General features: G+C 45.4%; 22 protein-coding genes. 13 read left to right on the top strand and 9 right to left on the bottom strand.

Annotated elements, in window-relative coordinates; translation table 11 throughout:
- Positions 1-52 precede the first annotated feature (52 nt).
- Genes ACZ5V1_RS09045 through ACZ5V1_RS09035 form a run of 3 tightly spaced genes read left to right on the top strand, consistent with a single transcriptional unit; the run spans position 53 to position 1,829 of the window.
- Positions 53-871: a FlgO family outer membrane protein gene (locus ACZ5V1_RS09045; protein WP_464391579.1), complete on the top strand. Its 819-nt coding sequence runs from the start codon at positions 53-55 to the stop codon at positions 869-871.
- A gap of 8 nt (positions 872-879) precedes the next feature.
- Positions 880-1,176 carry a hypothetical protein gene (locus ACZ5V1_RS09040; protein WP_160716023.1) on the top strand — a complete coding sequence of 99 codons (297 nt, stop codon included), beginning with the start codon at positions 880-882 and terminating at the stop codon, positions 1,174-1,176.
- A gap of 11 nt (positions 1,177-1,187) precedes the next feature.
- Positions 1,188-1,829, top strand: a complete 642-nt coding sequence (locus tag ACZ5V1_RS09035) for a FlgO family outer membrane protein (protein ID WP_464391578.1) — start codon at positions 1,188-1,190, stop codon at positions 1,827-1,829.
- Between the two features lie 124 nt (positions 1,830-1,953).
- On the opposite strand, the gene ACZ5V1_RS09030 is transcribed toward ACZ5V1_RS09035, so the two are convergent.
- Genes ACZ5V1_RS09030 through ACZ5V1_RS09020 form a run of 3 tightly spaced genes read right to left on the bottom strand, consistent with a single transcriptional unit; the run spans position 1,954 to position 4,690 of the window.
- Positions 1,954-2,754: a metal ABC transporter permease gene (locus ACZ5V1_RS09030; RefSeq protein WP_464391577.1), complete on the bottom strand. Its 801-nt coding sequence runs from the start codon at positions 2,752-2,754 to the stop codon at positions 1,954-1,956.
- Between the two features lie 5 nt (positions 2,755-2,759).
- Complete coding sequence (locus tag ACZ5V1_RS09025) at positions 2,760-3,581, bottom strand: metal ABC transporter ATP-binding protein (protein WP_464391576.1); 822 nt, start codon at positions 3,579-3,581, stop codon at positions 2,760-2,762.
- 2 nt (positions 3,582-3,583) lie between these two features.
- Positions 3,584-4,690, bottom strand: a complete 1,107-nt coding sequence (locus ACZ5V1_RS09020; RefSeq protein ID WP_464391575.1) for a metal ABC transporter solute-binding protein, Zn/Mn family — start codon at positions 4,688-4,690, stop codon at positions 3,584-3,586.
- A gap of 739 nt (positions 4,691-5,429) precedes the next feature.
- Between ACZ5V1_RS09020 and ispG the strand changes: the two genes are divergently transcribed.
- The 7 genes from ispG (at position 5,430) to dxs (ending at position 14,016) form a co-directional block, all read left to right on the top strand.
- Positions 5,430-6,509, top strand: a complete 1,080-nt coding sequence (ispG, locus tag ACZ5V1_RS09015; protein WP_464391574.1) for a flavodoxin-dependent (E)-4-hydroxy-3-methylbut-2-enyl-diphosphate synthase — start codon at positions 5,430-5,432, stop codon at positions 6,507-6,509.
- A gap of 2 nt (positions 6,510-6,511) precedes the next feature.
- On the top strand, positions 6,512-8,239 hold the full coding sequence (locus ACZ5V1_RS09010) for a proline--tRNA ligase (RefSeq protein ID WP_464391573.1): 1,728 nt from the start codon (positions 6,512-6,514) through the stop codon (positions 8,237-8,239).
- Positions 8,240-8,612: 373 nt separating this feature from the next.
- Entirely contained in the window at positions 8,613-10,013 is a 1,401-nt protein-coding gene (gene xseA, locus ACZ5V1_RS09005) for an exodeoxyribonuclease VII large subunit (protein WP_464391572.1), read from the top strand.
- Positions 10,010-10,867, top strand: a complete 858-nt coding sequence (locus tag ACZ5V1_RS09000; RefSeq protein ID WP_464391571.1) for a M23 family metallopeptidase — start codon at positions 10,010-10,012, stop codon at positions 10,865-10,867. The genes xseA and ACZ5V1_RS09000 overlap by 4 nt, the downstream gene beginning before the upstream one ends.
- Positions 10,868-10,878: 11 nt before the next feature.
- Positions 10,879-11,118 (top strand): exodeoxyribonuclease VII small subunit, encoded by a 240-nt coding sequence (xseB, locus tag ACZ5V1_RS08995; protein ID WP_464391570.1) that lies wholly within the window; start codon positions 10,879-10,881, stop codon positions 11,116-11,118.
- Positions 11,119-11,136: 18 nt separating this feature from the next.
- Positions 11,137-12,036 carry a polyprenyl synthetase family protein gene (locus ACZ5V1_RS08990; RefSeq protein WP_464391614.1) on the top strand — a complete coding sequence of 300 codons (900 nt, stop codon included), beginning with the start codon at positions 11,137-11,139 and terminating at the stop codon, positions 12,034-12,036.
- A 66-nt stretch (positions 12,037-12,102) separates the two neighbouring features.
- A complete protein-coding gene (gene dxs, locus ACZ5V1_RS08985) occupies positions 12,103-14,016 on the top strand; it encodes a 1-deoxy-D-xylulose-5-phosphate synthase (protein ID WP_464391569.1) in 1,914 nt (637 codons plus the stop codon).
- A gap of 234 nt (positions 14,017-14,250) precedes the next feature.
- Here dxs and ACZ5V1_RS08980 read toward each other — a convergent pair whose 3' ends face one another.
- From ACZ5V1_RS08980 to ACZ5V1_RS08970, 3 genes are all read right to left on the bottom strand, one after another.
- Positions 14,251-14,568, bottom strand: a complete 318-nt coding sequence (locus ACZ5V1_RS08980) for a TFIIB-type zinc ribbon-containing protein (protein ID WP_464391568.1) — start codon at positions 14,566-14,568, stop codon at positions 14,251-14,253.
- Between the two features lie 759 nt (positions 14,569-15,327).
- Complete coding sequence (locus tag ACZ5V1_RS08975) at positions 15,328-15,477, bottom strand: hypothetical protein (protein ID WP_464391567.1); 150 nt, start codon at positions 15,475-15,477, stop codon at positions 15,328-15,330.
- A gap of 30 nt (positions 15,478-15,507) precedes the next feature.
- Positions 15,508-15,654 (bottom strand): TFIIB-type zinc ribbon-containing protein, encoded by a 147-nt coding sequence (locus ACZ5V1_RS08970; RefSeq protein ID WP_464391566.1) that lies wholly within the window; start codon positions 15,652-15,654, stop codon positions 15,508-15,510.
- 707 nt (positions 15,655-16,361) lie between these two features.
- Here ACZ5V1_RS08970 and ACZ5V1_RS08965 point away from each other — a divergent pair.
- The gene (locus ACZ5V1_RS08965) at positions 16,362-16,958 is read left to right on the top strand and encodes a DJ-1/PfpI family protein (protein WP_464391565.1); all 597 of its coding nucleotides are present in this window, start codon (positions 16,362-16,364) and stop codon (positions 16,956-16,958) included.
- 237 nt (positions 16,959-17,195) lie between these two features.
- On the opposite strand, the gene ACZ5V1_RS08960 is transcribed toward ACZ5V1_RS08965, so the two are convergent.
- The 3 genes from ACZ5V1_RS08960 to dnaE are packed head-to-tail and all read right to left on the bottom strand — an operon-like array spanning position 17,196 to position 21,663.
- Positions 17,196-17,810: a MarC family protein gene (locus ACZ5V1_RS08960; RefSeq protein WP_160715993.1), complete on the bottom strand. Its 615-nt coding sequence runs from the start codon at positions 17,808-17,810 to the stop codon at positions 17,196-17,198.
- Between the two features lie 3 nt (positions 17,811-17,813).
- On the bottom strand, positions 17,814-18,200 hold the full coding sequence (locus ACZ5V1_RS08955) for a 6-pyruvoyl trahydropterin synthase family protein (RefSeq protein ID WP_464391564.1): 387 nt from the start codon (positions 18,198-18,200) through the stop codon (positions 17,814-17,816).
- Positions 18,193-21,663 carry a DNA polymerase III subunit alpha gene (gene dnaE / locus ACZ5V1_RS08950; protein WP_464391563.1) on the bottom strand — a complete coding sequence of 1,157 codons (3,471 nt, stop codon included), beginning with the start codon at positions 21,661-21,663 and terminating at the stop codon, positions 18,193-18,195. Before dnaE ends, ACZ5V1_RS08955 begins: the two co-directional genes overlap by 8 nt.
- 250 nt (positions 21,664-21,913) lie before the next feature.
- Here dnaE and ACZ5V1_RS08945 point away from each other — a divergent pair, with 250 nt between their 5' ends.
- Together ACZ5V1_RS08945 and ACZ5V1_RS08940 are read left to right on the top strand one after the other, a co-directional pair.
- Positions 21,914-22,207 carry a hypothetical protein gene (locus ACZ5V1_RS08945; RefSeq protein WP_464391562.1) on the top strand — a complete coding sequence of 98 codons (294 nt, stop codon included), beginning with the start codon at positions 21,914-21,916 and terminating at the stop codon, positions 22,205-22,207.
- Positions 22,208-22,209: 2 nt separating this feature from the next.
- Positions 22,210-23,016, top strand: a complete 807-nt coding sequence (locus ACZ5V1_RS08940) for an HD domain-containing protein (protein ID WP_464391561.1) — start codon at positions 22,210-22,212, stop codon at positions 23,014-23,016.

Here is a 23,016-nt window from a genome sequence, read left to right as displayed (position 1 = left end):
CGGCAAATAATGAACGCACCTGAATTGGTACGAACTGATATGGAGGACTGGCATGTCTAATGCTTTTCGCGGCGTAGGTATTGCGCTCTTGGTTATTATGGTTGGCGTCCCGAAAGTATGGGCAGAACAACAGCCACAGAAGAAAATGTATGGTGCTGTAGAAAGCATGGTTCCAGAATCGGCGGATGCCATTTATCAGGAAGACACATCACTTACTTCTGTCACAACAGTTATCAATTATGATAACGGCGTAATGCTTCCGGACGGAGCTGGTGGCATGTTGTGGCGTAAAGGCAGTATGCAGTCAGATGTTCCGGCAGTTGATAATGCGCGTGAAGTCAAACTCAAAGTTCGTGAGCTCGCCAATCAGTTGTTAAGCAATCTTGATTGGGAAGTATTCAAGAGTGCGAGCATACTTCCTGTCACATTTGTTGAGCAGAATAATTTTGAACAGAGTTCAGCCTTCGGCCGTTACATTACAGAAGCACTTATTTACGAATTCAACCAGCGTAATGTGCCTGTAAAAGAGTACCGAATCGGCAATGAGATTAAAGGGCGTAAGGGCGAGGGCGAGTTTATGTTAACCCGCAATCATCGTACTTATGTAAAGAATAGACGATCTTTGGCAGTTGTCGGTACCTATTATCAAGTAAAGGGAAATGTCTTTGTGAATGCGCGCATAGTGCGTGTGGCAGATAACGCAGTACTGCGTACCGCGCAGCTTGTGTTTCGGCAGACAGATGTTATCCGTCGAATGTTGGCAGACACCGGACCTAAGTTAAGCTCAGGCTTTGTTTCAATGCGCGATTTTGAAACCATGACCAGAGCAAATGATCTGACAGCCATCGACCTTGGCGAAGACCTGCACTAGGAGCTGACATGAAACGCGTATTGGTACTTTTAGTAATGGTTGCTCTTTCCGGGTGTAGCGCTCTGGAATGTAAGAAGTCGACTGCTGTACAGCGTCCTGCTGCATATCAGGTCGTAGCGTCTCCCTATAGCAGTAACTCAATGCAAAATTTATATATTGGCAGACAGTATATCTCCCAACAACGGTATGAGTTGGCAAAAGAGCACTTCCTGCTCGGGCTTGCTTCTGCAGAACATGAAAATATGCGCGAGCAGCTCGTTTCTGAAATTACAGCTGTAAACCGCCTACTCGAAACACTTCGGTAGAGGAGGGGAAAATGATTCGTTGTATTCTTACCACACTGGTTATGTTTGTGTGCTTGCTGCTCCCGTTTGCTGCTTCTGCCGGAACATATGAAGATTTTATTGCCGCAAAACAAAAAGAGGCTGAAAAATGCGCTCCGGTTGTGCGGAAAAACATTCCTGTTGTTGCAAACACTCTTGCAGCGCAGCTTGATGCTCAACTTCGTCAGAAACTGGATTTAGATGAAGGTGACGTTGAGGGGTATGGTGTTATCGTAACAACTCCTGTTGCACTTGGAGATCTGGAAGAAACCAGCTCCCTTGCTCGGCAGATGAGTGAAGAAGTCTCCCGCTGGCTCGTTACATCTGGCTACAAAGTACAGGAGATCCGTAAAGGACGTTCCGTTCTTTTTGAGCCACGCGGTGGCGAATTTGTACTGAGTCGTCGTACGCATGTTCTTGCTAATGAAAACGTACGTGCAACCATTATTGTTGCCGGAACGTATACACAGACAATGAACCGTGTACGATTCAACATGCGCTTCATCCACGCTCCTACAAACGAGGTGCTTGCAATGGCTACGCAGACTTTACCGCTGAATGCTGAAATGCGTTTGCTTACGGTCGGCAGCAATGAAAAGCGTGGGGTTATCCCAAGCGTTGGAACCAGTTTCTAATAATTTGATAGTAGACAAGCCCCTGCACTGTGTTGTGCAGGGGCTTTTTTTGTTTTTCTGAAAGTAGCTTATCGAGAATAGTTCCAAATTGATTAGGGAGTCTGACAATATTTAGGGCGAGTAGTTATTTGCGGAGTTGTTCAAAACCTACCACGAGAAAGAACGTAATGGATGCTACTGCAATAATGCTGGCACCTGAAGTTAGGTTGAACCAGAATGCGAAGGATAGTCCTAAGAGGCAGAAAAGCATGCTCCAAAAAACGGCAGCGCCCATCATTGTCGCAAGGTTGCGTGCTTTTCGCTCAGCAATAAAAGGTGGAATAGTAAGCAATGCAATGACGAGGATAAGCCCAACGACTCGAATGATCATAACGATTGATAATGCCGCCATGCACACGAGTAAGGTGTGTAAAAGCGATGCAGGCAAGCCTCGGGATTCCGCATATTCCGCATCAAACGAAATGCTGAGTAGACCGGGGTATGCAATAATGGTTGCGGCTAGAATAAAAATATCCAGTCCGAACATGAGCCAGAGATCAAACGAAGATACGGTGAGGATAGAGCCGAAAAGAAAGCTCATAAGGTCAACGTTGTACCCCGGCGTGAGATCAATAAGGATTATGCCGAATGCCATTCCTGCAGCCCAGAGAACGCCGATTACGGTGTCTGCCTTCTCTTTGTACTTTCTGGCAATGGTGGACATAACAACGGAAGAACCAAGGGTGAAACCCAAGGTACATGGTAGTACAGGAAGTCCGAAGAAGAAGGCTAAGCCGACACCACCATAGGCTGCATGGGCAACACCACCAGCGAGAAACACAAGACGGTTAAGGACAACAAGCGTGCCGACGATACCGCAAGCAATGGATGCCAATAAAGACGCTGCAATAGCGTTTTGCATGAAGGGGAGTGTGAGTACGTCCATTACACTTATTCCTCAGAATCCGATGAGCTGGTAGTTTCAGAGAAGGGCTTGAAAGAGAGCATTTGCGGCACATTGTGCATAAAGGCACCCATTGGACATGTGCTGTCATGTGTTCCATACAGATGAGCAAGGAACTCAGGAGTAAGGTCATTCCCTTCGTGATACGATAGATTGTGGTTTACAACGGCGATTCCGGTAAAGGGTGATGCTGCAATGGAAATGTCGTGACTTACAACTATGGTCGTAATGTCGTCCGGAAGTTCTGCGAGGAATTCATAAAAGCAGAATTTACCGCTTGGATCAAAGTTCGCGGTTGGTTCATCCAAAAGCAGAAGTTTCGGGTCAGACATAAGCGCCCGAGCGACGATTACGCGTTGTCGCTGTCCACCGGAAAGATTGCAAAGCTTCTCTTTTTCTTTTCCGGCAAGACCTACTTTGTGCAATGCATCAACAGCCTTTGCTTCATTTTTTTGGCGTTGGTTTCGTGAAAACGGGAAAAGAAGCGGGCTGGTAATGGAGCCCATCATTACAACATCAAGAAGCGTAGCCGGAAACAAGTCTTTTGTTGTGGCGTACTGTGGAACGTACCCAATATATCGTACGCTTTCCGATGGTTTTCTTCCAAACACCTTGATACTGCCGGATTGCGGAGTCAGCAGCCCGAGAATGCACTTGAGCAGCGTTGTTTTTCCGCCGCCGTTAGGGCCCAAAATAGCTATGTAAGCACCTTGCGTTACCGTGAAGTTCAGGTTGTCCAGCACTGTGAAGCGTGAAGTATCAGGGTAGCTATAGGTTATGCCAGATATGTCGATAACAGGTTGGTTCATGACTACTCAAAGAGGATAAAAGATGCTGCGAGTTTTTTAGAAACATCGCGTAAGTTTTCTTCCCAGTTTTCAGCAAGCGGGTTGACCACGATTACTGTACCGTCAATTGAATTTGCAATTGTTTTTGCGCTTGATTGTGAAAATTGAGGCTGTATAAAAATAGTTTTCAGATTTCGTTTTTTCGCAATGGATATAATTTGTTCAAGAGTTTTTGGTGACGGCGCTTTACCTTCAAACTCAATTGGAATCTGAATAAGATTGTAGGTCATGGCGTAATAGCCCCATGACGGGTGGAAGGTCATGAACACACGCTTTTCGGCCGGAATCGGTTTAAAGATTGTATGAATCTCTTCATCCAGCTCATCAAGTCTCTTAGTGAATGCTCGTGTATTAATGCGGTATTGCTTGGCGTGTTCCGGTGCAATTTTGCTTATGGATAAGCGTATTGGCTTTGCCATTGTTTTTACCCAGCGTGGAGAAAGCCATACGTGCGGATCGAGCATGTTGGAATGATCATGTTTTTCATGTCCGGCATGGTCGTGATCTTCGTGTCCGGTCTCGTCAGCGTGATGCTCGTGCTCGTCTTCGGTAGCATGATGTTCATGCTCGTCTTTGGTCGCATGATGTTCATCTTGGGTAGCGTGCTGCTCATGCTTGTCTTTGGTGCCATGTACTTCGCGTTCAGCCTCCGTTTCTCGATAGTCGTGCAGAATCGCTCCGCGTGGACTGGCATCAATCTCCATTGGATTTGCGGCCATGGGAAGCTTGCGTAGTTTTTTGTCTAGATGAACAATAGTAAGGTTGGGGTTTGTCGCCTTAATACGTGGAAGCCATGTGCGTTCAAACGGCACACCAATGGCAAGGTACACATCGGCCTTGGCGAGCATAGCCATCTGACGAGGTCGAGGCTCGTATGTCGCTGGGCTTGCACCGGGCTTGACCATTACTTCTACATCAACAGTGTCACCTGTGATTTGTTCAACGAAATATTTTTGTGGAAGGATGCTGACAAACACAACAGGCTTTTTTGCCAATGCTGTACCTGTGAACGGAATGGGAAACAAAAGTGCAAGAAACAGAAGGACTAATCCTTTTTTATATAACTGCATATTGGCTCACTTTCAGGTGTAGGGAATTAAAAAGATTGTTGGCTCAAATGATTAGCGTATTGTAACGTATTATTCAGGTACAAGGCAATGTGGAGGTGGAACCTATAACTCTAGTATTGATGACTAAAATTTGTGTTACCCTCCTGTGGTTGATGTCTTTGTGCCGGTTCATGCTCTACGTGGTAGCCGTGAGTACGGCTTTAGTAACTTGCGTGTGAACTCTACAAGTCTTCAAGGGTAAGACTGAAGACGTGTGGAAATAACATATCTCCCTTATTGTGTATTAATCTACAGAAGAATTATGATGATAATAGTATTCAGTCTTGTTTTGTCAATACAAAATCATCATGCCATTACGCTTGGCTTGCCATATGAAATGCAGTAATGAAGATGAATTGTTTTTGAAACATTCCTTGGGAAATTACGATAGTAAAGCAGAGCATGTAAAATAGAACAGTTGTTTTTTTTGTAAGCTTTTGTATTTCTGTCATTGGGTTGTTTTTTTGAGTACAATCAACTGTTTTCGAAAGCTTGTTGTATAGTGCAAGGCGGAGGAAAAGTGATTTGCTGACGTATTGTTACGTCACATTTATTTTTCAAAAGATGACGCGGATTGTAGCTACCGAAGGCATGAGATTAAAAGATAAAACGACCCTGAAAGCGCAGATAGAAATACTCGTAAGCATAATAACGTGTTTGTTTTTGAACAGCTCTGCATAGGAAGGAGTAAAAGGAAGCTATGTCCTTAGAAAGAAGAAAGACTCGGGAAGTGACCGTAGGGTCACTTAAAATCGGTAGTGAGCATCCCGTTGTTGTGCAGAGCATGACTAACACAGATACTCGCGACGTAGAGTCAACCGTTGCTCAGATCGAAGAACTTGTGGAAGGCGGGTGCGAACTCGTACGTGTTGCAGTTCTTGATGAGCAGGCTGCATGGGCAATTTCCCGAATTAAGGAGCAGGTTTCTGTTCCTCTTATTGCTGACATTCACTTTGACCACAGGCTGGCAATCAAGTCTTTGGAAGCTGGTGTTGATGCGTTGCGCATTAACCCGGGTAACATTGGCGGTGCGTCAAACGTGGATAAAGTGGTAGATGCTGCCAAAGCACATAATGCTGCTATCAGAGTTGGAGTCAACAGCGGCTCTGTAGAAAAAGCATTATTGGACAAATTTGGTGGTCCAACTCCTGAAGCAATGGTAGAAAGTGCTATGCACCATGTTGCCATGCTTGAAAAGCGTGAGTTTTATAACACTAAGATTTCTTTGAAGTCTTCCTCAGTACTGCACACAATTGATTCCTACAGGTTACTCGCGGGCAGATGCGATTATCCTTTGCACATCGGCGTAACAGAAGCTGGCACTTTGTTACGTGGCGCAATAAAATCTTCAGTAGGTCTTGGTGTATTGCTCTGGCAGGGCATTGGTGATACTTTGCGCGTTTCCCTGACGGACGATCCTGTTCAGGAGATGACTGTCGCTTGGGAACTTTTGCGCGCTCTCGGTTTACGCAATCGTGGACCGGAGATTATTTCTTGCCCAACATGCGGTAGAACCGAAATCGGTCTTATTAATCTTGTTGAAGTCGTTGAAAAACGTCTTGAGGGCGTTGTCGACCCGATCAAAGTTGCCGTTATGGGCTGCGTTGTTAACGGGCCGGGCGAAGCTCGCGAGGCTGATATCGGTATTGCCGGTGGCAGAGATAAAGGCATTATTTTCCGTAAAGGAAAAGTTATTAGAACGGTAAAAGGCGGAGCAAATTTGCTTAACGCCTTTATGGAAGAATTAGATAATTTTCTTATAGAACGAAATAAAGGATAGCTATGCGCTGGAGTCGTTTCTACATTCCTACGCTTAAGGAAGCACCTGCTGACGCTGAAGTTGTCAGCCATAAGCTGCTTACCCGTGCGGGTATGATCCGTAAACTTACATCCGGTATCTATACATACATGCCGCTTGGTTTACGTTCCATCACTAAGGCTGCTGCTATTGTCCGTGAAGAAATGGACAAAGCTGGCGGTAACGAAGTGAGTATGCCAATGGTGCAGCCTGCCGATTTGTGGCAGGAATCTGGACGCTGGGACTTTTATGGCAAAGAATTACTTCGTCTGAGAGACCGTCACAACCGTGAATACTGTCTTGGACCAACACACGAAGAAGTTATTACTGATATCGTGCGTGGCGAAGTACGTTCATACCGTCAGCTGCCTATGAATCTGTATCAGATTCAGACTAAATTCCGCGATGAGGTTCGTCCTCGTTTCGGTCTTATGCGTGGCCGTGAATTCATCATGAAAGATGCTTATTCTTTCGATAAAGACCAGGACGGTCTGGATGAAAGTTACGACGCCATGTACGCAGCGTACAACGCTATTTTCACTCGTATGGGACTTCAGTACCGTCCGGTTGAAGCAGATAGCGGCTCCATCGGCGGCAGTTTCTCTCACGAATTTATGGTTCTTGCAGAAACAGGCGAAGATACTATTGTAGTATGTGACTCTTGTTCTTATGCAGCAAACGTAGAACGTGCAGAAATTCTGTGCTCTGGCGAAGAGTGCGAAGCACTCGAGACTCCTATGGAAGAGATTTCTACCCCGAACGCACATACGATTGAAGAAGTTTCAAACTTCCTCAATGTACCTGCAACTGCATTCATCAAAACTCTTCTTTTTGATGCAGACGGTGAACCTGTTGTTGCGCTTGTTCGTGGCGACAGAGAGCTTAACGATGTTAAACTCAAAAACCTGATTCAGGCAGATACTCTTGAGATGGCAACCTCAGAGCAGGTTCGTGAGTGGACCGATGCTCCGGTTGGTTTCGCAGGTCCTGTGAAATTGAACGTAAAACGTATCTACGCAGATAACGAATTACGCTTAGCTACTGATTGGGTTGTTGGTGCAAACAAAGCGGATGCACACATCAAACATGTTTGTCTGAAGCGTGATGTTGAGCTTACAGGTTACGCAGACCTTCGTGTTATTACCGAAAACGACGTATGTCCTAAGTGCGGCAAAGAAATTGCCCTTACTAAAGGCATCGAAGTTGGTCACGTATTTAAGCTTGGTACCAAATACTCTGAATCTCTTGGCTGTACTTTCCTTGATGAGAACGGCAAAGATAAAGTTATGCTCATGGGCTGTTACGGCATCGGTGTTTCCCGTGTTGTTGCTTCCTGTATTGAGCAGAACCATGACGAAAACGGTATCTGCTTCCCGCCTCCGCTTGCTCCTTTCGAAGCACTTGTTGTAAACCTCGACATTAAGAGTGACGAAGTTAACGACAAAGTAGATGAAATCTACACCTTCCTGAAAGAGCAGGGTCTCGACGTTCTCGTTGATGACCGTAAAGAGCGCCCGGGCGTTAAGTTTAAAGATGCTGACCTCATCGGTATTCCAATGCAGATTGTAGTTGGTGGCCGTGGTCTTAAAAATGGCATTCTTGAAGCTAAAGATCGTCGCACTGGTGAAAAAGCTGAACTTCCTGTTGAAGGCTTCGCAGAAGCTTTCAAAGAATGGAAAGAGAAAGTATACGCAGGGTGGAACATCGCTTAGTTCGTCGTTCCCGTCTATGCATCTACTCTCTGGCTTACTTGCGCAGTAAGCAGAACCAGTACCTGCTAGCTGTTACCTGAGTAAATAATAATGCTCCTGTTGCGCCTATGCGCAGCAGGAGCGTTTTTTTAGCAGCAGTCCCCGACAACTCTCCGAGGGGCAAGGGCGCTGCCCTGCACCCGCAAGAGGGGCGCCCTCTTGACTGCGGTTATGTTAGAGTTAGTTTGTGGTAGTACAGCCTCTTGAGTGTTTAACGTATTTCTATTGTATGAATGTCTAAAAAGCCTCGCCTAATTGGGGTCAAGGGGACAGTGTCCCTTTGCGGATGCAAGGCGGAGCCTGCCCGTCGGAGACCCGCCGGAGGCAATATAGTATGAGCCAGATTTTTACAGTCCGAGAATTAACAGACGCCCTTAAGAAGACTCTTGAGGGTGCATTTCCGTTTGTGTGGGTACGCGGTCAGGTGTCAAACCTTTCGCGCCCAGCTTCCGGCCATATGTATTTTTCTCTCAAAGATACGGACGCGGTATTGAACTGCGTCTGGTTTAAGGGGAACCAACGCGGCGATGAGCGGTTCGATCCCCTTACTGGTGAAGTCTTTGAAGATGGCCCGCGTCCTAGTCTTGCCCGTACTATGCAAAATGGTACCGAGATTATGTGCGCTGGCAGACTGAACGTGTACCCGCCGCGTGGTAGCTATCAACTGGTTGTTGAGCTGGCGCAGGATGTGGGACTCGGCAAGCTCTTTATGGAATTTGAAGAGCTGAAGAAAAAGTTGAGTGCGAAAGGATTCTTTGAATCCATGCGAAAGCGTTCATTGCCGTATCACCCTGAGAAAGTAGCTGTTATTACAGCTCCGTCCGGTGCGGCGATACAGGACTTTTTGCGTATATCCGGTGCCCGTGGCTGGGGTACCCAGATTCGTATCTATCCGGCTTTGGTGCAGGGCGATCTTGCTGCAGGGCAGCTTGTAAAACAGATGGATAAGATCAACGCAGAGGGATGGGCAGATGTTATCGTGCTCATTCGTGGTGGTGGTTCTATTGAAGATTTGTGGGCGTTTAATGATGAAACGCTTGCTGAAAAAATTTTTGGTTCCAAAATTCCAGTTATTGCTGGTGTGGGGCATGAAGTCGATACTACTATCGCAGATATGACTGCGGATGTCCGCGCTGCCACACCAAGCCATGCCGCTCAGTTGCTGTGGCCTGAACGTTCCATGCTGATTCAATCTCTTGATGAACTTGAGATTAGGCTGGCTCGTAAGATGGAGCATCAACTGGGTACAAAAGAGCATAGCTTGAGTACTCTTGAACGTGGGCTCGGCTGGCTGTCACCAGTACAGCGTTTAGGGCGTCTGGATGAGCAGTTTGTCGGACTGACAGATCGTCTCGATAGGGCTATGACGCTGAAACTTGAACATACTGAGCGTGTTGTAACATACAGTGAAGAGCGAATTAAGCGGTCTTTTGGTGAAGATGCAATAAGCTACCAATTGCAGAAAGTGCATAGCTTGGAAAGCCGACTGCAATGGGCAGGTGACGGAATGCTTACAACTGCGGAACGTTCACTTGATCGTGCAGCTATTATGTTGGAAAGCCTTGATCCGCGTAAGCCGTTGGAACGAGGATACAGTCTGGTACAAAAGGCTGATGGTAAATTTGTTCGCAGCGTCGATGACGTTGCAAAGGGTGAGCACCTGAACGTGATGGTTGCAGATGGTTCTGTGGGCGTACAGGTTAACTCAATGGAAAAAAATGGGAGTGAAGGATGATTCGTCGTGTTGTTTTATTAATCTGTTTTGTTCTGCTCAGTGCTGTTCCGGCATTGGGGGCACTCCGCATTGATTTACCAGAAAGTGCTATGAACGGCAGGGCATTTCTTGTCACAGTGCATGCTGATGCCCAAGTCCCTGTTACGTTAACATGGGGCGATAACAATATTTCTATCTCCGTCGTAAAAGCTGACAGCGAATATAAGGGCGTTGCCTTGGTATCGCTCCCTCGTGATTTTGTGCAGAAAACATTGCAAATTTCTGCTACAGAAGAAACGCCTGCGGGGATCAATACTGTCTCCCGTACTATTCCGGTCGAACACAAAAAATATCGCGAGCAGCATCTTAAAGTAGACAAAAAATATGTTGAGTTAAGCAAGAAGAGTCTGGATAGACATTACGCTGAACGGGCAACTGTTCGAAGTATGATGGAATCCCTTGCTGCTGAGCGTATGTGGGATACAGATTTTCTTCGTCCTATTCCCGGTGGTATAAGCAGTGAATTTGGTGTGCAGCGCTTTTTTAATGGCAAACCGCGTCAGCCGCATAGTGGTATTGATCTTCGCGGAAAAAAGGGAACACCGATTAAGGCATGTGCAAGCGGCGTTGTGCGCATTGCAACCCCACATTTTTTCTCCGGCCAATCTATCTATATCGATCACGGGCAAGGTGTTGTGAGCATGTACTTTCACATGTCAAAACTACTTGTGCGTGAAGGTGAAACTGTTAAAAAGGGGCAGGTCATCGGCAAGGTTGGATCAACCGGCCGTGTAACCGGACCGCATCTGCATTTTGGATTGAATGTTTCAGGTGTGGCTGTTGACCCGCTTCCGCTTTTCTCAGAAAAGAAATAAGAGAGTAACTCATGGCAGCAAAAAAGAAAAATTTTGAAACGCAGTTAAAGCGGCTTCAGGCCATTGTTGATTCTTTAGAAAATGGTGAACTTGCTTTGGAGAAAAGCGTAGCATTGTATAAGGAAGGCATGACGCTTTCTAAAGAATGTCGTACGCAGCTTGAAAATGCGCGTAATGAAATACGCCTTTTCACAGAAGAAGGCGAAGCTCCGTTTGAAGAAGAAACAACCGTTGCAACCATAGCAGACTAGGTGGAAGAGATAATGACGATGATGAGTGTGCAGGAGTTTAAATCCGTGCTGAAGACTGAGGCTGCTTCTGTTGAAAACTACCTTTCGACCTGTCTGCACAATAGAAACATCCCACAGCGATTACTCGATTCAATGGAGTACAGTTTGCTTGCTGGTGGCAAGCGGTTGCGTCCAGTGCTGTGTATTGCTGTCGCAGCTATGTTCGGTGCAAAGAAAGAACAGGTTATGCCGTTTGCTTCAGCCATTGAGTGCATTCATTCTTATTCGCTTGTACACGATGATCTGCCAGCAATGGACGATGATGATTTGCGCCGTGGTAAGCCGTCCAACCATAAAGCTTTTGACGAAGCTACAGCGATTCTTGCTGGCGACGGGCTGTTAACAGAAGCTTTTGTTCTGATGACAGAAACTGCGAAGAATATTCCAGCTGCATCCGTTTTATCTGCGCTTAACACCATAGCCGCTGCGGCTGGTTCCGGCGGTATGGTCGGTGGACAACAGCTTGATATGGATTTTACTGGCCGTGATGATGTTTCGCTTGAAGAATTGCAGACAATGCACGCAATGAAAACTGGCGCCTTGATCCGATGCTCTTGTGAGAGCGGGGCGATTTTGGGTGGTGCCAGCACAGAAGATCTGGATCGCATTCGTACTTACGGCGCAAATATCGGTGCAGCGTTTCAGATTGTAGATGATATTTTAGACGAAACCGGAACTGAAGAAGAACTTGGAAAGCCGGTGGGCAGCGATATTGAGCAGGGTAAAAATACATACCCAAGTATGCTTGGTATTGATAAAAGCCGTGAGCTTGCTCAGGCACTGACAGATGATGCGGTAGCGCAGATCGCAGTGTATGACGGGGCAGAAGCACAGTTTTTGCGTAGGCTTGCCCAGTACATTGTTGACAGAGTTACATAAAGAGTACACTACCTTTGTCAGCATGGTTTGACGCTTCATTCCTAACTAATAGCACCCGGATTTATAATGCCAGATAAGAGCCAATCTTCTCCTCGCCTAATGGACAGCATCAATTTGCCGTCCGATGTACGTAAGCTTGATCAAGCTCAGCTTGAGCAGCTTGCCGAGGAGTTGCGCGAAGAGATAATTTCCACAGTTTCCCAGACTGGTGGTCACCTTGCCCCTTCTCTTGGAGTGGTTGAATTGACCCTTGCATTGATGTCAGTTTTTGATTTTGATCATGATAAACTGGTATGGGACGTCGGCCATCAAGCGTATGCATGGAAGCTGTTGACTGGACGTAAGGATAATTTTCATACACTGAGAAAAAAAGACGGTGTAAGTGGTTTTCCTAAGATTGCAGAAAGTGAGTACGATCATTTTGGCGTAGGGCACTCTTCTACTTCTATCTCCGCTGCATTAGGTATGGCTGTTGCGCGCGATCTTTCCGGTAAAAAGAATGAAGTAATCTCCATTATCGGAGATGGATCCATGACCGCTGGTCTTGCCTTTGAAGGGCTTAATCTGGCGGGGCATACAGATAAAAAAATGCTTGTTATCCTCAACGATAATGAGATGTCCATTTCCAAAAACGTCGGGGCAATGTCCCACTTTATGTCTCGCAACTTGTCTTCTCGCTGGGTGCGTCGATTCAAGAAAGATGTTGAGACAATCCTCAATGCGGTTCCTGCCATTGGCGAAGAAATGCTTAACTACGCTCGCAAAAGTGAACTGAGTTTAAAGAGCTTCTTTACGCCCGGAATGCTGTTTGAAGCGTTCGAATTTAACTACATGGGACCGATTGACGGACACGATATTAAAGCGCTGCAACGCGCATTCAGACTGTATCAGGATTTGGATGAACCTGTGTTGCTGCATGTTCTTACCAAAAAGGGCAAGGGCTATGCTCCTGCTGAATCCAACCCGACATTCTTCCACGGTGTAGGGCAGTTTGAACCGGAAACCGGTCAGGCGAAAAAAGTCGCTAAGGTCAACTCTGTGCCGACATACACAGATGTGTTTGGCGACACCTTGTGCCAGTTAGCAACGCAGGATGAGCGCATTATGGCGATTACTGCGGCAATGCCTGAAGGTACTGGAACAGCTTGTTTTGAAAAGAAATTTCCTGATCGCTTCATTGATGTAGGCATCTGTGAACAGCATGCTGTAACATTTGCAGCAGGGCTTGCAACACAAGGTTACCGTCCGTTTGTGGCGATTTATTCTACATTTATGCAGCGAGCATATGATCAGATTGTACATGATGTCTGTTTGCAGAATCTGCCAGTAACATTCTGTCTGGATCGTGGTGGTCTTGTGGGTGAAGATGGACCTACGCATCATGGTGTATTTGACTTGAGCTTCATGCGCCATATTCCAAATATGACCGTGCTTGTTCCTTCAAGTGAGGCTGAATTAGCAGATTGCATGGCGACTGCGCTTACGCATGACGGCCCTGTTGCTATCCGTTACCCGCGTGGTGCCGGATACGGTGTTCCGTTGAAAGCTAAGCCGGAACCGTTTGTTCTTGGTACCGGTGAAGTAATGGTTCAGGGCGAAGGCGTCGCTGTTATTGCCGTCGGATCCCGTACATATCCTGCCATTGAAGCAGTGAAAGAACTTGCGGCGGAAACCGGAAAGCAGGCAACCGTATTTAATGCGCGTTGTGTAAAGCCGTTGCCGGAAGAACAGTTGCTTGAGCTTGCGAAGACTCATGATTCATTGTTGCTGTTGGAAGAAAACGTTCTTCAGGGCGGTTTCTCCTCTGCAGTGCTCGAATTTTTGTCAGACAGTGATGCGTTGGGTAACTGTAAAATCAAGCGTCTGGGGATTCCTGACGAATGGATTGAGCACGGTACTCAGGTTGAACTTCGCGAGCAGTTGGGGATCAATACTGGCGGTATTAAAAAAGCTGTTCAGGAATTGTTCGATAAAAAGTAAAGTAGAAGTCGTTGTTACATGACGTGTCGGAACGGAGTCGTTCATTGCAGAACTAGTTATGATAGAAGCTAATGAGCTTCTACAGCGATGACAGAAGTAGATAAGAAGAAAGCCGGAGCATTATGCTTCGGCTTTTTTTATGCGAAAAAGCCAGAGAGGGATGTCTCTGGCCTTTTGCTGTGGATAAGGCATCGTGTCTGGAAGTGCCTGATGCTTATTTGTCGCTAAGGAGGATTAGCGTTTCTCAAGGAGGTTTTTAGCACGCGCGTTGCGAGGGGTTGGGAAGCCGTAGCAGCCGTGGTACTTGTATGCGAAGTATGTGTCGTAATCGCTTCCGGTTTCAGTGAGGCTTTCTTCACTGGTAGGGGAGATGGAAGGGGTTTGAACACGTCTAGGTTTTGCATCTGTGAGTTTAGCGGAAAGCACTTGCTGTAAGAGACGATCCATCTCTTTACGTTCCATCCATACTCCGTCGCAGACAGTACAGCACTCTATATCAACACCTTTACGGTTAACGATAGTAAGATCTAAGTTGCAGTTTGGGCATGTCATGATATTCTCCTTAGAAGCACTGTAGTAGGGATGTACAATGCTTTTGAATGTATTTATTTTTATGTGGTAGTAGATTTTATTTGTGTCGCTACTGTTCCAGTAGCACCTCAAAATATGTTTTTATTATTGCTTTTATGTGAACCATGAATCTTCTTGCATCGAGTATTTCTTGTGGTTCGTATTTCTGTATAAGCAATGCTCGTGCCAAAAGAGAAAGTGTATGAAGATTAGCGCGTTATTTATAGGTGGCTGACGGCAGATAAGAATAGTGTTTAAAAATTACTCGCTGTGGCTGTTTCTTGTGCATGTTTTTTAAACGCCTCCATGTAGAGTGGCTAAAAATTGCACATGTACGTTATGGCGTGTCAGTGACTATGGAAAATGGAAAATGGAAATAGAAAAGGGTGAGTTCGTTAGAACTCACCCTTTCATGCTTAGGATCGTACGATTTGCTCTTCTTTTTTCAGGAGGAAAGAAGTTCAATTTGCTGTAGCTTACACACGGCTGAGTTCCGCGTGGTTGAAGGGGCTCCTTACCCCGTCGGGCTATGTGTTAGTATCCTGCATCGCATCTTGGACGTTGACTGTAGTGCCATGCGGGATATGAGCTTTCGAAGTTATCAAATTGAGCCACATAGTCTGCTGCCGAAGAGTATCTGCGGCTCTAAGCAATCACCTTCGTATAACTGACTGGGGGGCTGTTATACGGCTTACTTGATAACGACTGCTGTTCTTCATCTAGAGGTATATGCAAAAGTTATTAGTCGAAGAGTTCCATGAACCATGGCTTACGACTTTTTTTGTGTCCGTATTGCTCGTGTCCGTGTTTATGCTTTCCATGTTTGTAATTATGCGAATCATATTCTTTACGTTGCTGTGTTTCTGGAAAGCCGGATGAGGTGGACTGCATTACTTGTTGTGCTGCCTGCGATCTGTTGTATTACTGTTCTTCGGCGATGCTCTTTTCTAAAATTTTGTCCAGTTCGCCCCTGTCGAGCCATACGCCTCGACAGTCTGGACAGAAATCAATTTCAATCCCTTTTCGTTCCGTCATATGCAACTTTGTGCTGCAACTTGGACAATTCATAATTATCCTCGCCATACGTGATGAGTTTTATATGCATAACTGCCTAACTCTCACCCTATATGTATATTTTTTATTTAGTGACTGAGTGTTTGAGAACATGATGGCTGCATTATAAATGCACAATGCATTGGATAGTTAACGGATAGAGTAAAAAACGATCTACATAGTAGTAGTGAAATTTTCTCATTATAATGCAGCCATCATGTCACGTGTAAAATGCATCACACGTGTTTTGAATATAGCAATAGGTGTACCAAAAAAACGTGTTCGATATTTCAGCTAGTTGTAGTTGTGCAGTTTTTATAGAGACTAATTGTGTACAAAATATATACATGTATGTGTCTCTAATTGCACATGTTGTGTAGAAGTCAGTAGCACCTTCACGTCGTTCCTAGAGGATGTCTAATGAAAGCAGATTGTTACTTGCTGGAAAGTGTGCAGTTTTGTGTGCAAAAAAGTTATTAACGTTTAGCGGAGTTGTGTGTGCAGTGGAGGGCGAGAACGGAGATGAATAGGTAGATGAGGATTATGAAATATTATTACAAAGCGTTATCGGTGAATCATTGGTTGATGATCACATTAACACTTTGCACATGCAGAACATGCTGCCTGTGGCGGTTAGATTGACAGAGGATATTAGGTATGCTCCAGTCCTTATTGATTCAAGCAAAATAGAAACAATTATAGGCTATAAACGGAGGTAACTAATGGATATAGCTATTTTAACCTTTGATGGATTTAACGAGCTGGATTCATTTATAGCTCTAGGTATCTTAAACCGAATGAAAGAATTTGGATGGAATGTACAGATCACATGTCCTAAAGACACTGTAACATCAATGAACGGAGTCACCGTTGCAGCACAGCAGTCTTTGGAATTCGCAAATAGTGCAGATGTCGTTATTTTCGGTAGTGGTATATGTACTCGCGATGTTGCAAAGGATGACGCGATACTGGATAGATTGAGTTTAGATCCGCAAAGGCAAGTGGTCTGCGCTCAGTGCTCGGGCACGTTGCTTTTGGGAGTATTGGGATTGCTTGATGGTATGCCTGCTTGTACAGATTTAACAACTAAGCCTTGGGTGATAGATGCTGGAATCGAGGTCTTAGATGATCCATTTTTTGCAAAAGGCAATATAGCGACAGCAGGTGGCTGTATGGCTTCGCAATATTTAGCAACTTGGATTATAGCAAAGCTTGCAGGCAGAGAGTCAGCTGAATCTGCAATACACTATGTCGCGCCTACCGGTGAAAAAGAATCTTGCGTAGAGCATTCTCTTTCCGTTGTACTGCCTTTTATTTGAGAGCATAAGGGGTAACAGTGCCTGTTTTAAGTTTTCCAAATTAGAAAGCAGAGCTAATTTTCAAAAAGTTTGTGTGTAGTGAATCTTTGATCTTCACTCGAGTTTTTGAATCAATATTTTTATAGCGTGCTGGTTTTAGTCTAAAAAAGCGGCCATCTTTTTTCGATAATGTATCGAAGAAAGATGGCCGCTTAGTTTCTTCAAAAAGAAGTATGGCACACGGGGTGCTGTAGTCTCCTAAAAGGTTTCTACGAACATACGGATGCCGTCTTCAAGCATTTGAACAGCCATAAAGATGAGAATAAGTCCCATAAGGCGTTCTGTTGCCCGTAAGCCTCGATGCCCTAATATTTTGGTAAGGGACGAGGAGCAGAGCAGGATGATGGCGGTAACAAGCCATGACAAAAAGATAGCTGTTAACAGTTCTGTGTTGCCGTGCGGACTCTCTTGTGACCGTGCTGCATACAGCATGACTGCTGCCAGCAAGGATGGTCCAGCGAGGAGCGGGACAGCAATAGGCACAATAAACGGATCTTTCTCGAGATCTGTTGAAGAACCATTCCCCTGCGGAAATACCATTTTCATAGAAATGATGAGCAGGATAATACCACCGGCAATACGTAATGTTGAGTGGTGGATGTTAAGCAGACCCAGCAGGTTGTCACCAAGGTACATGAACGAAAGAATGATTCCGAGTGCAATAACGAGCTCTCGCAGCATAATGCGTCGCTGTTGCTTGGGCGTAAAGGCGCCCAGCATAGGTAGACACATGGCGGCGTTGCCAAGCGGATCGAAAATCAAAAATAGTGTGACAGAGATTTCAAAAATGACCTGCCAGTTCAAATCCATCATGTCCTATAACTCCAGATAGGTCGCAGACTGTGCAGCTTTCTCAGACACAGTCACGGAGTGAACGCGCACGCCGTATGATTCAATTCGCTTACCCAGTTCCTGATAAATGAAACGGGAAAGATTTTCAGATGAAGGGTTCATTTTGTCAAACGGAGCTGTACAGTTCAAATCTTTATGATCGATAAGCTCAGTGACTTCTTTCAGTTTGTTTTTCATTACTTTGAAGTCGATCAGGATTTCAACGTCTTCAGAAAGCTTGTCACCTTCTACAACAGCTTCAACAGCAAAGTTGTGTCCGTGAATATTTTCGCACTTACCATCGTAGTTGCGAAGTGCGTGTGCGGCTGCAAAATCGGAACGTACAGTTAGCCGCCAGATACCATTAGCCATGGACAACTCCTTTCCATTTGGCAAAGTCTTTTTCGAATTGAGGTCCCGGATGAATAGAGTATGCTTCATCCAGACTAAAAATTGCATCAGAGTCACTGATCATGGCTCGTACGTAAACTGGTACTGGACCATTATGTTTTACTAAAACCTCTTTAAGATCTGTGATGGCCTGCATGCATAATCTGTTATGTGGTATGTCAATTGTTGTCGGCTCAAGATTGCATTGGCATGCTTCAGTGAGTGACTCAACCTTCTCACATAACAACTTAATTTCTTTTACAGCGTCTTCGTCGTCACCGTCTTCGTTGTTTTGCTGATCACTGATTTTAGCTGTTAACAACAGTGGTTGTTCGCTTAGGAACAGCTCTTTTCCTTCAGCATATGCTTCCGGAAAAACAACAAGCTCGCCGGAAGCGGTGAGATCTTCAATGTCCATAAAAGCCATTTTGTTGCCTTTCTTGGTAACATGCTCTTTCATAGCCGTTACCAGAATGGCGCACTTAATTTCTCCGCCTGGTTCAAGGTCTGCTGCCTCTTCCAATGGCTGTAAATGCAGTCGATGTAGCTCGCGGCGGAATGGCTGTAAGGGGTGACTTGTTAAGTAGAAGCCAAGTGCATCTTTTTCAAAGCGCAGTTTCTGTTCGTCATCAAATTCTTCAAGAGTCTGTTCTTCGCACTCAAACCCGATGCCGCCGATAACTTTTGGCTCTTCAGCAATCATAGTGAACAAAGAAACCTGATTGGAATCTTTATCCTTAGCTTTCTTCTGAGCTTTCGCAACGACACTATCCAAAGCTGCAAGCATACCTCGGCGTGAAACGCCAAAGCAGTCCATTGCGCCACCCTTAATAAGGTTCTCAATAACTCGCTTGGTTACTTTGCGTAAGCTTACGCGGCAGGCAAGATCAAGCATGGATTGAAATTCACCGTCAGCTTCGCGGGCTTCCACGATTTCACGAATTGCTTCATCACCTACAGTTTTAATAGCCCCGAGCCCGAAGATAACTTCACCTTCGTGTACGGTGAACTGGCGGCGCGATGCCTGAACGTTTGCCTGTTTTACGGCAACATCCATGTCGCGACATGCCGCAACATACTTAAGTACCTTATCCTGGTTGCCCATCTCAGAAGTCATGAGGGCAGCCATAAACTCTACTGGGTAATGAACTTTGAGATATGCGGTCCAATAGGAAATAAGAGCGTATGCTGCGGAGTGGGATTTGTTGAAGCCGTAGGCTGCAAACTGTTCCATGAGGTCGAAGATTTCTTCGGCCTTTTCTTTAGGAATTTCGTTTTCAGATGCACCGGCAACAAATTTAGTACGCTCCTGCGCCATTGCGTCGGCATTCTTTTTACCCATTGCACGACGTAGCAAGTCCGCACCGCCAAGGGTGTAATTGCCGACAATCTGCGCAATCTGCATTACCTGTTCCTGATATACGATAACGCCGTATGTAGGCTTCAGGCAGTCTTCCAATGATGGAAGCGGGTATTCAACAGGAACTTCGCCGTGCTTACGTTTAATAAATTCATCAACCATACCGGAGTTCAATGGACCCGGGCGGTAGAGGGCGAGCATAGCAATAATATCGTCGAAACAACTCGGTTTGAGCATACGAAGGTACGTACGCATACCGGAGGATTCTACCTGAAAAATACCGTCTGTATCGCCGCGCTGGTAGAGCTCGTAAGTTCCTGCATCATCAAATGCCAGTGTGTCGAGATCCGGCTGCGGTTTGCCGACTAATCCTATGTTATCTACAGCATCCTGAATAACTGTCATGGTTCGCAGACCGAGGAAGTCGAATTTAACAAGACCGACTTCTTCAACCTTTTTCATGTCGAACTGGGTTACCCTGCCGCCTTTTTTATCTCGGTACAATGGCAGGTATTCAACCATTGGTTTGTCAGAGATAACAACACCAGCAGCATGAGTGGATGCGTGGCGGCAAAGACCTTCGAGGCGCTGGGAAATATCAATAAGCTTCGTAACTGTTGCATCGTTGCGGTACAAATCTGCAAGTTCTGGTTCTGCGGCCAGAGCTTTTTGAATGGTCATTTTCATTTCATCAGGGATAAGCTTTGAAATCCTATCGCCTTCCTGAAAAGTGAGACCCTGAGCACGGGCTACGTCTTTAATTACCGCTTTTGCCTTCATTTTACCGAAGGTAGTAATCTGTGCAACTTTGTCTTCGCCATACTGTTCCATGGTATAGCGGATAACTTCGCCTCGACGGCGTTCACAGAAGTCGACGTCGATATCCGGCATGGATACACGTTCTACGTTCAGGAACCGTTCGAAGAGTAGATCATACGGAATTGGGTCAAGGTTGGTAATACGCAGTGCCCACGCGACAATAGAGCCCGCAGCAGAACCACGCCCCGGCCCGACAGGAATACCGTTGTCTTTTGCCCAGTTAATAAAGTCCTGCACGATGAGGAAGTAGGCCGGAAAGCCCATGTCGTTAATAACTTTCAGCTCAAGCTCAAGCCTGTCCCAGTAAATTTTTTCGTCGATTTCGTACGGGATAATATCAATACGTTTCTGAAGACCCTCACGACACATGCGGCTGAATTCATCAGCCATGGTCACGCCTTCAGGCAACTCGTATTCAGGGAAGTAGTATTCACCTAATGTGAGTTCAATATTGATTTGATCAGCAATTTTTACGGTGTTGGAAATAGCTTCCGGTACATGTGCGAACGCAGCCTTCATTTCTTCCGGAGACTTGTAGTACAACTCCGTTGTGTTGAAACGCATGCGTTTTTCGTCCTGAACTTTTGCACCGGTCTGGATACAAAGCAGGGTGTCGTGTGCCTCAACGTCTGATGCATTCAGGTAATGGCAGTCGTTTGTTGCTACAAGTGGAAGCCCTGTGCGTTTGGACAGTTCAATGAGCTTTTCGTTTAGTTCTTCCTGTTCTTTTAATCCGTTGGATTGCAGCTCAAGGTAGAATTTGTCCGGAAAAATTTCAGCGTATTCTTGTGCTATTTCTTCTGCTTCGTCCATGGAGTGGTTCAGCAGGTACCGAGGAACCTCACCGGCAAGACATGCGGAAAGAGCGATAAGACCTTCGCTATGCTCGCGTAAAACTTCTTTGCTGACACGCGGCTTATAGTGGAAGCCGTTAACGCAACCTTCCGTTACGATTTTACAAAGATTTTTGTACCCTTCTTCGTTTTGGGCAAGAAGCACCAAGTGATAGCGCTTTTTGGCAAATTCACCGGTTTTTTCTGTATGATCACCGTGTGAAATGTACACTTCACACCCGATAATCGGCTTGAGACCGGCTTTTTTAGCAATAAGATAAAAGTAGACAGCACCGTACATGTTACCGTGGTCAGTAATGGCTACGGCAGGCATGTTGAAATCAGAAGCCTTTTGACAAAGGTCTTCTAAACGGATAGCGCCATCAAGAAGGCTGTATTCTGTATGGCAGTGTAAATGTACAAAATCTGACATGGTTCGCAACTAATGTGTGGAAGGTTTCTGAACAGTATTTATAGAATCAGTTTTACGGAATGACTGGTACTATTTAGTATCAAATGAACTTAGCAGAATCAAAACATTGGGACAACCGGATTTCCCTGTCCCCATCTGTACTCTCTTGAAAAAATAGAAGAATATTTTTCGCGCGTACTTTTTTGATATTGCATGACGATAATCCCGCTCCGGACATATTCGGAGAGCAGGTGTAATACCGGAGGTTCTAGTGTTTGAAAAGATTTCATCATGGGCTCAGACCGTTGTTGAATCTAAGACTTTTGACGAAGCCGTAAAGAATTTTATTTCAACAAAATATGGGCAATACGCTCTTATATTTGTTTTTTTTATGTTCATCATCATCTACCTGCGTGTCCTCTTTGGCCCTAAAGGGTTTTTTAGAGAAAAACAGTGGGATGAGTGGAATGATGAAGCGAAGGCAACGCGCAATGCGGAAAAGGCAGCACGTAAAGCTGAGGCTAAAATTCAGGCAGAAAAAAAATCTGACACAATACAGAAGTAGCTATGACTCCAGATCTTACATCGTATCAAAAATGGTTTGCAGAGTATGTTGAAGGCTATGCACAAGCTGATCAACACGATCAACAATACATTGATTTAAAACGTGACCATACATTGCGGGTTTTTGAGAACGCGAAGCAAATTACTGCTTCGCTGTCGTTAGATTCACCAACAATGAATGTTGCGTTGCTCGGCGCACTGTTTCACGATGTCGGAAGATTTGAACAGTACAACATATATAAAACCTATAGTGATCAGAATTCCGTGAACCACGGCTTGCTAGGTTGTCGAATTTTAAAACAGGAAAGCATCCTGGAGCATGAGCCGAAAGAAATACAGCAGGCAGTAAGAGCAACGGTTGCGTTGCACAATAAATATGCGCTTCCGCCAGCACTTCCAAAGCATATTCGAATTGCAACGCACATTGTGCGTGACAGTGACAAGCTGGATATCTTTCCAGTGCTTGTATCTAATTTTACGCATGATGGCTCTAAGAGTGATGTGATTACCATGGGGCTTGAAGATTCCCCGACTGAGTATACCTTTACGATCTTGCAAAATGTCCTGAATGGCGACTCTGTACGATATGGTGATATGCAGTATATAAACGACTTTAAGCTGCTTCTTTCTAGCTGGGTCTTTGGTTTGGAGTACCGTGCTTCTATGCAATTGCTGCATGAACGCGGTGTGATGGAACGTTTGCTAAACACCTTGCCAGCTCTGCCGGATATGGAAGAGGTGAAGCTTGTTGTGCGTGAAGAAATGCAACGAGTTTTGGCAGGTAATATTTCTGAAGAAGAGGGGACATAG

The sequence above is a fragment of the Halodesulfovibrio oceani subsp. galateae genome, from assembly GCF_055397225.1.
This window is presented reverse-complemented; position numbering and strand designations above follow the sequence as displayed.